The 13172-nt window shown below is 55.0% G+C and carries 2 protein-coding genes; both read right to left on the reverse strand.

The features are described from left to right. Positions 1-882 precede the first annotated feature (882 nt). Positions 883-11457, reverse strand: a complete 10575-nt coding sequence (locus KIS77_07570) for an HYR domain-containing protein (protein ID MCW5922183.1) — start codon at positions 11455-11457, stop codon at positions 883-885. Between the two features lie 972 nt (positions 11458-12429). After that, positions 12430-13005, reverse strand: a complete 576-nt coding sequence (locus KIS77_07575) for a hypothetical protein (protein MCW5922184.1) — start codon at positions 13003-13005, stop codon at positions 12430-12432. Between the last annotated feature and the right edge of the window lie 167 nt (positions 13006-13172).

The following is a 13172-nucleotide window of genomic DNA, read 5'->3' on the forward strand; positions in this document are numbered from 1 at the left end:
GACGCCTTTTACCAGAAAATCGGAATTTGGCAAAGTCGTGTGTATAGTGGGGGGCATTAAGGGGTTATTGGGGGTCATTAGGGGTCATTGAGGTCATTAAGTTGAAGGGGGGCGGCCAAGTAAAGCGGGCAAAGATGAAGACCATTCAAAAACATTGGGAGTGATAAAAAAAACACGGAGGCGCAGAGGACACAGAGGCTTGATTAAGGAAGCCCGTCAAGTATGTGTTGGCACGTTACCAGTTCATTTTGCGGCGATTGTTCCATAAACCATTGGGTTTAGGTTCCTCGAAATGGGTTGCGACTCCACAAAACGGGTTTTGAAAACCCAAAAGGTTTTAGGACGCACACTTTCGCCCCTTTGAACCCCTAATGACCCCTAATGACCCCTAATGACCCCTAATGACCTCAATAACCCCAAATAACCCCTAATGACCTCAATAACCCCTAATAACGCCTAATGACCCCAAATAACCCCAAATAACCTCAATAACCCCTAATGACCTCAATAACCTTCAACCCTCGTTTGGGTAATTCCTATACAATGTCAAACATATTGCCAAACTTTTTTTGGGAATGGGCGAACAAACACCAAGTCGTTGACACAGGGGGGTAAAAAACGCATTGAGGCCATTGAAAGCAATGTTTGTTGACTTTCAATGACCCCAATTTTGCGAATCAGTCATCTGGGATTATCAGGGATTATCAAGGAGCAAGCAGCGCAAAGTCGGAAACAACCGCCTCATCGCCTGCCTACCCCTTCATAACCCCCAATAACCCCTAATTACTCTCAATGACTTTAATGACCCTTAATGACCATTAATGAATGACCCTTAATGACCCTTAATGACCCTTAATGACTCTTAATGACTCTTAATGACCCTCAATTCCCCGTAGCAACCATCTTCTTCGACAGTTTGCCGTAAGGGGTGATGAGTTCATAGTAGAGCAAACCAGTGGCGCTCGCATCGTTCAGCTCGAACGTGATTTGATGGGTGCCAGCCGAGTAGTACGCATTGTACGCTCGCAGCAAGCGACCCGTCACATCGAGCACACGCAACTCAGCCTCGCACGCTTCCGGCAACACGAAGATGATATTCGTGCGGTCGGTGAATGGGTTCGGCTGGTTTTGCAGCAATTGCATCCGTGCCTGCAGCGGGTTGTTCGTGTTCGTCGTTTCGCTTTCCGTGAACACCAGATTGACCTCACGCATTTGCAGCGCGGTATTGTAGGCCACTTCTGGGAGCACTTTTGGCGCGAGACCCAGCAGGTCGCTGAGTTTCTGACCGCTTTCCAATGCGGTGAAGTGTACGCGGAACACTGCCGTGCCGTTGCTCAAATCTTTGCCTTGTACCACTGCGTAGAGTGCGCGAATCTCACCTTCCTCGACTTTGAAGAGGCCGAAGTTGGTATTCATGCTCAGCGGGAGGTTGCCTGTTGTTTCGATGCGCTCGAACTTCAAGCGCGATGGGTCGAAATGCAGCGCGAACTGGTAAGCCGCAATGTCGTTGAAGTTCGACACCGCAAACTCTGCCACCACTTCCTCTCCTGCTTGCAACACGCGGTCTTGCACCGTCCAGAGTACTGGCTCAACTCCTTCGCTCGGCTTGTTGGCCGGGTCGGCGATGCCGGGGCCTGGGCCGGGGAAGCCTTGCTCGTTCACATCAGCCATTTTCACCCCGAAGAAGTCTTGGTCTATGGCATCGCCCAAGAGACCCGTCAGCACGATGGTCTGTGGATAGGCCGGAATAGCATTGTGCAGCGGGGGCAGCGCAGGTGCTGGGAAGACAAAGTCTTCCGGGATAAATGTCCAAGAGTTCTTGGTCAGCGTATCCAGCGCCGTTTCGTTGCCGCGCAGTGCTTGGTTCACGAAGTTTGCGTCCACCACCGAGATGAGCAAGTCCTTGTTGATGTCGGCAGCCACGCGGCGATACTGGTCGAGTATCACGTTGGAACCCACGATGTGCTGCAAGATAGCTGTCACGTCAGCGGCAGTGACCCCGTTGAGCGGGTTGATTTTCTTCTCAGGCTTGATGACAAAATTGCTGCCACTGCCAATTGAGAAGGAGTACAAGCCGTCAGCAGCCGTCGGGCCGAAGGTCGCATTTTGGTCGCCTGTCAGGAACACCGTGCCTTGGCCCACGCCTTTGATGGCATCCCCTTTCCAAATCAGTTTGCCTGAGATTTCGCGGCATGGCTCCACCGTGATGGTGAAGGCGCAAGTAGCGGTGTTGCCCGATTCGTCTGTTACGACCCAAGAGACGGTCGTCACGCCGGGGAAGAAGACACTGCCGTTGAGCGTGCTGCCAGAAGCTGGGTCGGCACCGTTGTCGGCGGTGAATTCCAAAGTTTCCACGCCGCAGTTGTCGCCTACTGCCGGGTTGTAGTCATCGTTGTCCACTTTGAACACACAGTTCACCGGGTCGGCAGGAACGATTGGCCCCACATTCGCCGGGCAGTCAATCGTCGGCTTCTCGTCGTCTGTGATGGTCACGGTGAAGGTGCAAGTGCTCGTGCCACCGTTCTCGTCGGTCGCCGTGGCGGTCACGATGGTCGTCCCGACTGGGAACTGCGTGCCATCCACCAGACCGGGGAAGACCTCGACATTATCTTGGTTCGTGTACACAATGGTCGGAGCGTCATCGCCGCAGTTGTCCGTAGCGGTCGCAGCGAAGTTCACACGGGTGGAGCACTCGCCGGCATCAGCCGTCTTGGTGATGTTGCCCGGGCAAGTCAGCGTCGGCTCTTCGTTGTCCTCAACGGTCACTTCCAAAATACAGGTGGCCGTGTTGCCAGAAGCATCCGTGGCGGTCACGGTAACTTGTGTGGTGCCGACGGGGAATTCCGAGCCGCTTGGCGGAGCGTAAGTAATTGTCGGCGTGCCGCAGTTGTCGAAGGCTGTCACCGCGTCGTCCGCAAATTCCACGATGGCCGAGCACTCGCCCGGGTCGTTGTCGAAAACAAGCGGTGCGGATGGGCAGATGAGTTCTGGGTCTTCGTCGTCAATGACGGTGACAACTTGTGTGCAAGTGGCAGTGTTGCCATTCACGTCAGTCACGGTGTAAGTGACGGTGGTTTCGCCCACAGGGAATTCGGTGGGCGCATCGTTGGTCACTTCATCCACGCCGCAGTTGTCCGACGCGGTTGGTTCGCCCAGAAGCACACCCGTTGCCACGCAGGCTCCCGCATCTGCCAATACCTCAACCGGGTCTGGGCACTCGATGGTTGGCAATTCGTCGTCTATGACTGTCACGGTGACTGTACATTCGGCAGTATTGCCCGCTTCATCGGTAGCGGTGACAGTAACGATGTTCGCGCCAAGCGAATAGGGACCTGCGGGCGAGAACGTCAGTTGAACGTCGTCGTCGCAGTTGTCAGTTGCCGAAGCGCCGATGGCTGCGGTGGAAGCCGTGCATATACCCGGGTCGGTCGAAACTTCAATCGGGTCGAGCGGGCAATCCAACACAGGGTCTTCATCGTCGTTCACCACGATGGTGATGGTACATTCAGCGGTGTTGCCCGAAATATCGGAAGCAATCGCTGTCACGATGGTGGTTCCCACCGGGAACACCGTGGTACCCGGCGTAACCGGGTCTTCATTTTCGTCTTGATAAACGATTGTCACTGCTTCGTCGCAGTTGTCTGTGGCGGTAGCCTCAAAGTTCACCACTGCCGAGCATTCGCCCGGGTCGTTCGACACCGTGATGGTAGCCGGGTCTGGGCAAGTGATTTCGGGTGCGGTTTCGTCCACTACTGTCACGACTTGTTCGCAGACGGTGGCATTGCCAAACTGGTCCTCGAATGTCCAAGTGATGGTGGTGGCACCAAGTGGCCACGGAGCATCCAAAGGCTCACCGTCGCTGCGGACACCTGTGGCGGTGATTTCACCATCGCAGTCATCTTCCGCAACCGGAACCGCCACGTTTTCATCGCTGGTGCAGTCCGGGCCTGCCACGAACTCAAGGTCTAAAATCAAATCGCAGTCAATCACCGGAGCATCTTCGTCCACCACTTTGATAAGGATTTCGCAAGTGGCGGTGTTGCCGCAGTCGTCCGTAGCCGTCACGGTCACGATGTGCTGACCCACCGGGAAAGTAGTGCCAGCCGGGTCAACCGGGTTGTCGTCTTCGTCCACGTAAGTGACTTCCACATCCGTGTCGCAATTGTCGGTCGCGACGGCGGGGTCGAAAGTGACCAGCGCCTCGCAGTTGACTGCCGGGAACGCATCCGGTGTCGGGCAAGTCACCTCTGGGTCAATCTCGTCTTGAATGTCAATTTCAGCGCCAGCGGCATCTACCTCAAGCGGCAGGCACAAGGACGCATTTTCGTTGGTCGCCTCTATCGGGTAAATATCTTCGCTGAAGACGATGGAAGCAGCGCCGTTGCATGCCTTGGCGATGAACTCAATGGACAACAATTCAACGCTCGGAGGGGTCGGTATGGTGACACCATCAAGGAGCGTGAAGAAGAAGTAACCCAACTGCCCATTCTCTGCATTCAAGTCGTCAACAAACAAGAACCCATCGAAGTCCTCGGCTGCGCTTGACACATACTCCAACTCATCAGGATTCCAAGAAAGGGTGTAGCTGATACCCGTGATGCCATCAACACCACTTTGCGCCACCACACTCACCGTCACGGTTTCGTTGCACTGTGCGGTTGCGGGCGCTTCGATGGCCAGTACCAACGGCTGTTGGTCCACCACCTCGAAGGCGGCGGTAGCCGTGTTCGAGCAAGTGCCGTCGGTCACTGTGTAGCTCAAGATGTGAATGCCGACCCCTGCCTCGGAGGGAACAAATTCGTTGCCGACCACACCCGGGCCGCTGAACGTGCCACCTGCGGGAGAAGCCAAAGCGGTCAGGTCAACCGAAGCACCGTCCAAGCTCAGGCAAGTGCCGGGGCCTGTGAAGGTGACAGCCGGGATGCCATTTACCTGAATGTCGAATGTGCAGTCGTCCGTGCAGCCAGCCACCGTCACCGTATAAGTAATGGTGTGGAGGCCAACGCCTGCCGTGGATGCCGTGAAAATGCCACCCGATACACCCGGGCCGCTGTAGGTGCCGCCTGTGGGCAGACCACCTGCAAGCAAGAAGGGGGCTTCGTTCAGGCAAACAGGGCCTACCGTCGGGCAAGTGGCCACGGGTGCTTCTATCACCGTGATGTCGAACGTACAGCTGTTCTCACAGCCATTGTCGTCTTGGTAAGTGTAAGTGAGTGTGTGAGTACCCAAACCTGCCTCCTCCGGGTCAAACTCACCCGTATCGCTGTCCACGCCATCGCCGCTATATGTGCCACCTGCGGGCGTGCCGCCTGTCAGCAAGAATGCCGGGACATCAATGCACACATCTTGAGCAGCAGGGCAAGTCACCACTGGCAGCGCATTCACGTCAATCGTGAACGAGCAAGAATTGGTGCAATCCGTGTCGTCGTCCGTGTAGGTGTAGGTGATGATGTGGCTACCAACTCCTGCATCAGCAGGGTTGAAGTTGGTGCCCGTCACTCCTGGGCCTTCGAAGGTGCCGCCATCGGGCGATACCAACGAGGGCAGGCCAATCGCTTCGTCATCCACGCATATATCAATCGCTTCATTCGGGCAAGTCACCACCGGAAGCGGTTTCACCGTGATGGTGAAGTCGCAGAAATTGGTGCAGCCATTGCCGTCTGTGTAGGAGTAGGTGATGGTTTTGGCGCCCGCGCCTGCCAGCGCAGCATTGAAGTTGCCAGCAACCACCCCGTCGCCGCTGTAAGTGCCACCGTCTGGGGTAGCGCCCGTCAGCGGGAAGGTTGGCTCATCAATACACACCTCCGAAGCAGGAGGGCATGTAACGACAGGCAGCGGGTTCACCGTGATGGTGAAGGCGCAAGAACCTTCGCAGCCATCCCCATCGGTGTAGGTGTAGGTGATGAGATGCGGGCCAACGCCTGCCAGAGCAGGGTTGAAATTGCCCCCGCTCACACCTGTGCCGCTATAAGTGCCGCCTGCGGGTGTACCGCCCGCCAAAGCAAACGGCGATGCGTTGATACACACCGAGAAACTTTCAGGACATTCCACGACGGGCAATTCCTTCACCGTGATGGTGTATGTGCAAGTTGCGGTGCAACCAAAGCTGCCCGTCACCGTGAACGTGATGATGTTCTCGCCGAGGTTAGCGGCTGCTGGGTCGAATGTGTTATTGTCCACACCGTCGCCCGTGTGTTCGCCACCCGGAGCCAAAGCAAATGGTTCATCGTCAATGCACACCGTGATGTCGTCCGGGCAGTCCACAACAGGCAACCCAACGACCGTAATCACAAACGTGCAAGTATTGGTACACTCCGTGACCGGGTCGGTGTAGGTGTAAGTGATGTCATGGTCGCCAACACCCGCCACTGCTGGGTCGAATGTGTTGTTGTCCACACCGTCGCCGCTGTAAGTGCCACCTGCTGGGGTGACGTACGTCAGTTCAAACGGCTCTTCATCCACGCAAACGGTGATAGGCTCGACTGGGCAATCCAGTTCGGGCAACTCATTCACCGTCACGGTAAATTCGCAAGTATTGATGCAACCGTTGGCATCCTCTATGGTGTAAGTGATAGTGTATTCGCCACCTTCTGTTGCAGTAAACTCGCCGTTATCCACGCCGTCGCCACTGAAGGTGCCTTCCGGTTCGCCTTGCGTCAGCGTCAGCGGCAGCTCGTCAATGCAAACGGTCACATCAGCCGGGCAGACATCAATGGATGGCAGCGGAAGCACCTCGATTTCAAACGTGCAAGAAGATTCGCAGTCGTCCACACTGATGGTGTAGGTGACTTCGTAAGTGCCGGGGGCGGGAGGATTGAATTCCCCATTATCCACATGAGCGCCGCTGAACGTGCCACCCGATGGGTCGCCGCCGCTCAATGTGTATGGCAATTCGTCAGAACAAATCGTCACATCTTCCGGGCAAACGTCAATGACTGGCCCATCCACTACCGTGACCGTAAAATCACAAGAGCCTTCGCAGCCGTTGGCATCCGTCACGGTATAGGTCACCGTATAGTCGCCCGCACCAGCAACTGCGTCGGGGTCAAATTGATTGCCTGTCACACCATCGCCGCTGAACGTGCCGCCAGCCGGGTCGCCCTCTTCCAAATCAACCGGGTTGCTACTCACGCAAACCGTAATCGGCTCGGGGCAGGTTACTACGGGCGCCGCATTCACCGTGATGGTGAACGTGCAAGAAACCGAGCAGCCATTGGCATCCGTTGCGGTATAGGTAATAACGTTGGCGCCGAGGCTGGCAGCCGCGGGATTGAATTGATTGCCCGTCACGCCGGGGCCGCTGAATGAACCGCCGCCCGGTGTGCCGTCGGTCAACGTGAATGGAGCATCGTTTTCGCAGACCTCTTCGTCATCTGGGCAAGTCGGAGGAATCGGCGCCACCACCGTGATGACAAACGTGCAAGTGTTCGAGCAGCCATTGGCATCCGATGCCGTATAAGTAATGGTGTAATCACCCGCACCCACCGATGGGTCGAACTGATTGCCTGTCACGCCAGTGCCTGTAAAGACACCGCCGCCGGGAGTGCCTCCCGTCAAATTGAGCGGAGAAGCATTCGAGCAAACAGTGACATCATCCGGGCAGGTCACTACAGGTAGTTCATTCACTGTAATATCAAAATCGCAAGAGTTGGTGCAGCCATTGCCATCCGTAAAGGTATAAGTCACGGTGTTGGTCGTGCCTGCCCCAGCAGAGTAGCTATTGCCCGTCACGCCCGTGCCGGAGAACGTGCCGCCTGCCGGCAAGGCACCCAAAGTAGTCAGGTCGAGCGGCAACTCCTCCACGCACACCTCCTGAGGATCAGGACAATCCATCACTGGCAACGCATTCACCGTGATGTTGAAATTACAAGAATTGGTGCAGCCGTTGCCATCCGTAAAGGTATAAGTCACGGTGTTGGTCGTGCCTGCACCAGCGGAGTACTCATCGCCCGACACGCCAGTGCCGGAGAAAGTGCCGCCTGCCGGCAAGGCGCCCAAAGTAGTCAGGTCGAGCGGCAACTCATCCACGCACACCGATTGGTTCGCAGGACACGTCACTGTTGGCAGCGCCGCCACCGTGATGGTGAAAGTGCAAGCATTCGTGCAGCCATTGCCGTCCGTCACGACGTAGGTGATGATTTTGTTGCCCACGCCGCCCGCAGCAGCTGGGTTGAATGTATTGGCCGTCACGCCAGCACCGCTGAATGTGCCGCCCGCAGGGCTTACGCCCGCCAATGCGGTCAAATCAATGGGCGTGCCGTTGATGCACACCGTGAGGTCAGCCGGGCAGGTAATCGCAGGCTGGGGGTTCACGGTGATGTCGAACTGGCAGACATCCACACAGCCATTGCCGTCTGTGTAAGTATAAGTAATGGTGTGTGTGCCAACACCCGCTGTGGATGGGCTGAATTGATTGCCCGAAGTACCCGCACCGCTATACAACCCACCCGCCGGTGTGGCTGTCAGCGTCTGCGTGCCAGCATTGATACACACCTCAAAATCATCGGGACATGTTGCCTCGGGCAACGGATGGACGGTGATGGTGATGGGATATTCTGGGCTGACGCAGACGGTGGTGCTATTGCGCACCGTCAGGATGGCATTGTAGGTGCCGGGGGCCGCGCCAGCGGGTACCGTCACCGAGATGGGGCTGGCTGGCAAGAGCTCATTGGTCACATCCACAAAGCCCTCTGCTTCCGCCGCCGCATCAAAGTTGAGGCTGTATTGGTTGGGGCTTTCGGAAGTGCCAGAATATGGAAGTTCCGCATCCGTATCACCGGCACACACCTCAAGGTCTGAGTTGGTGAGCGTGATATCGGGGTGTGGGTTCACGGTAAACGACTCCTCACACGTCGAGGTACAGCCATTGGCATCCGTCACGGTCAGGAAGACCGTCATGGTGCCGACATCGCCCGCATCCACCACAACCGATTGGTTGGTATTGGAGCCGCTGATGGTGCCACCCGTCACCGACCATTCGTAACTGCTGGAGAGAGGTGCGGTGTAAACATACCCCTCGTCGAAAGCGCATATCAGGTTGAAGCCCGAAATGCTGCACGTCGGCGCCGTGTTCACCGTCACCGACACACTGCTCGTGCCCGTACAGCCGTCGGCATCCGTCACCGTCACGGTGTAGGTGCCGCTCATGGCCGGGGTCGCGCTGGCGCGGGTGGGGTTTTGCTCATCGGAGGTGTAGCCGCCGGGGCCTTCCCAGTTGTATTCGTAGGGCGGCGTGCCACCCGTGCCATCAGCTGCCGTGAGCAGCAGGTCTTCTCCCTCACAGACAGGGCTGTTGGAGCCTGCTGTGGTGGAGATGGAAGCACAAGGTGAAGAGTTGGTCGCCACATTCACGATGCCCGTTGCGTTGGCAAAGAACACGTTGTTGGTGTTTGTGGCAGGAGAGGATGGGTGCCCCCAAGAGCCGTTCACGGTACCCGCGCCACCCAACGTCAGGGTGTTGGCGGTATGGGTCAGCGCCGCTCCAAGATTGGCGATTGACCCCGTTGTGATGGAAAAGTCGTTCGTGATATTTCGCGCCGAGTTGAGGGTGACTGCCCCGCCAGTGTTATCGAAGGTGAGGTTGTTCACCGTGGCGGGCAGACCGTTGCCCGTGTTCTGAGCGGCGGTGCCGTTATAGACGTAGTTGGCGCCGGTGTTGAAGGTGCGGGTACCTGTCACTTGAACGTTGCCCGTAGCGCCGGAAGAAGTAATACCCGCCGTGGAGCGAATACCGAGCGTGGCGCCGTTGGACAGCGTGAAAGAGCCTCCACCTGTTACCGTAGTACCCGCCGCAGCCATTTGCAGGAAAGCGCCGCTGTTCACGGTGAAGTTGATGGTGTTGGACACCGTGCCGCCGGAGGTGTAGGTTTGGGGGGTGCCGGGGCCGTTGAAGTTGATAGAGGCTGCTCCATCACCATTTTCGGTCAAGGTGGCTCCCGCAGCAAGTGTGAAGTTTCCTGCTACATTGACTATTGAGCCACCATTCCCGCCATCTATATTAAATGTGCCGCTATTTTGAATAAAGGCCTGTCCTACGTTCAAAATTGCATCCGTATTCGAGGTTGTCAAAGCAATAGGGCGTGAAGCAGTAGCGCCATTGTTGAGTGTAAAATTACCTGCCACAGTCATGGTCCCACCACTTGACAAAAGTTGGCCTTGCGTACCGCCACCACTTAAAAACGGCCCAACTTGAAAATTGCCAAATGATTGGCCCGCCAAGTTTCCGGGGGTTTCCCCGGAAACGTTCCAGTTGCCGATGATACAGGTGGAACCCGCATCCCATGTGGCAGTAGGGACAGTACGCCCCCCTGTACGCGTCATATTGTATGTGGAGCCGTTGTTGAAAGCGATGGTCGCACCGGGACTTATGGTGAAAGCCCCTGCACCTGAACCAGCTATTGCTCCATGATAAACTGTACCATTTACGTCGAGGTCGGTTCCGGCACCGTTGGCAACGGTGAGGGTCTCGTTAACCACCAGCGTAGCGCCAGCTTCCACGAGCACCTGGTCAACGGTAACCGCAGCCGTCACCGTCACCGTATGCGGGCTGCGAATGGTGATGACGCCGCTGGCACTTGTGGGTGTGCCAGTGACCGATACGCTTTGAATGGCGATGGTGTTGGCTGCCCACTGCCTGCTGGCAGAATAGTTGCCAAAAGCCCCCGGGTCTTGGCTTGTGGCCTGAAATTCTCGGCGGGCAGTAACCATTCTGGCATCAGATTCACCCGCGTTTCCTGTATAACCACTTACTTGGTTGCCAAAATTGGTCGGAGCACCTACCGCGCTTCCATCACCCACAGAGTGTGCCGCTGCTATCCAGAGGGTATTGACGTTGCCAAATCCTGAAGTTAGGTTTGGAGGGTTTGCGGAATTGGTGTTGTTGGTTGCTGGACTTGCCGCTACTGGCACCCCCTGATAAGTACCCGCAGCAATACGGTATGAGTTGTGCGCGCTGCGTTCTGCACCGGCTGTGATATTGATAGTAGTGCCTTCCGTGCCGTCTGCAACTTTATACCAAGCTACACGATACCTCGAACCAGCATTATTTGTATAAAGTTGCGTCCAGCCAGATGGGGTGCCCGGTGCAGTATTTACGTCGTTCGCATCCGACCAAAAAATAAGCAGCAGGTCGCCGCTTTGAATACCCGTAGGAAGGGAAACCGTATGTGTAGTACCTACGGTTGCATTTTTAGAACTTGATGCAGTACCCGCCACTTCCGGGAAGGGGCACTGCACTACCCAGTTGGTACCGTTGTATCGTTCCCAAGTGCATGGGTCGTTCCAGTTGCCTGATTGGCGGCTGCGGTAATCGTTGACCGCTTGCCCCCATCCCTGCACGGCGCACACCATCAAAAGTGTTGCGACGGCGGCCAGCATGGGCAGTCTTTTGGTGAAAGCGTCGCGGGCTGAAGCGCAAGCGAGCGAGCAAAAATTAGTTAGGTTTAATTTGTTTCTCATAATCGTAAAGGGATGAGAGGGTGAGCAAAAAAGGAGATTTGTCATGCAGGTTATCGGTCGAGTGTACGGATAAGCCTGCCCGGCATCCGGCGGGGGGCCGGAGTCGGGCGGGTGGTCGGTTGCTACGATACTATTAAGGTGTGTCTTGGAAAAACAAGCAGCCCACCGCGAGAGGGTCGCGAGGGGGCGTAATCGGAGGGAAGCGGGATGCATCATGGTTGGTATCGGTTTTGTTGCTCCGTGGTTTTTTTCAAAAGGTCGGGGTGCATAAACACAGATGCGTGCTGCCCGGCCTTGCAACATCAAGGCGCACAACAGCGTCTTGTCCATAGCGCCGGAGGGATGCGTCCGAACGCTCGTCCAAAATCGGTCAGTGAGTAAGTATCCAATGCTGAGTGAGAAAGGCGGGTCGGTGCGGAAAAGTCAGTGATTGACCGGCATCGAGGGAGGCAACTTCAACACTCATGGGATTAAACCGCCCCTTGTTGTGAGGGCTATGTGGATTAGCATAAAAACAGCGCGAAAGTAAAGCACCGAGTGAAATTTTCACCCCAGTTTGGGTTAATTTTCTTGCCGTGCGGCTGTTAAAATGGAGCGTGTTGCGTGGGTAAAAAAATGTTTTCAGGTGTAAGTGTTTGTCTGCGTGTGCGCTACACCGTTGATTCTCTGCTCTGAGCGATGTGTGTGGCAGTGTCTGCTCGGCGACTTTTTTCCGGCAGTCTGTCAGATAAACGACAAACATCGTGCCTAAAAAAAGGTAGAATAGCGATTTACGATTTGGGATTTACGATTTACGATTTGGGATTTACGATTTGGGATTTACGATTTACGATTTGGGATTTACGATTTGGGATTTACGATTTACGATTTACGAACAATGATTTAAGTGGAATTACCATGAGCGGTCAGGCCACACCTACGATTACGCGAAAACTCGTAACCTTGCGGCTTGTTTTTTGCAGCGGAAAAGATTCAACCTGATAGGCATACGCAAATCGTCCCATCCGTACGACCACTTAGCTGGGCGGTAAGTCGTAAATCGCAAATCCCAAATCGCAAATCCCAAATCGTAAATCCCAAATCCCAAATCGTAAATCCCAAATCGTAAATCCCAAATCCCAAATCGTAAACCCCAAATCCCAAATCGTAAATCCCAAATCCCAAATCCCAAATCGTAAACCCCAAATCGCAAATCCCAAATCCCAAATCGTAAATCGTAAATCGTAAATCCCAAATCGTAAATCGTAAATCGTAAACCCCAAATCGCAAATCCCAAATCCCAAATCGTAAACCCCAAATCGCAAATCCCAAATCCCAAATCCCAAATCCCAAATCGTAAACCCCAAATCGTAAACCCCAAATCCCAAATCCCAAATCCCAAATCGTAAATCGTAAATCGTAAATCGTAAATCCCAAATCCCAAATCGTAAATCGTAAATCGTAAATCCCAAATCGTAAATCAAAAGATTTGCAAACGCACAAACACATCCAACTTTTTGTCAGAATTTTCGCGTCTGTTTGAGGCCGTTCAGAAACTTTCTGCTTCAAATATGTTTTGTAAGAGCGGTCTGAGGAATTGAACGGATGTTTATGCTGGCAGGCAGAGACCTCGTCCGCTTCGCTTGGCCAGATAATCCCTTCACCCCTAGGTCAAACGCATCAAAATACAGCCGACCTCGGAGAGGTTTGATATACCTCGCGCCGCCAAGTTTTCA

Source organism: Saprospiraceae bacterium (assembly GCA_026129545.1).
Lineage (GTDB): Bacteria > Bacteroidota > Bacteroidia > Chitinophagales > Saprospiraceae > M3007.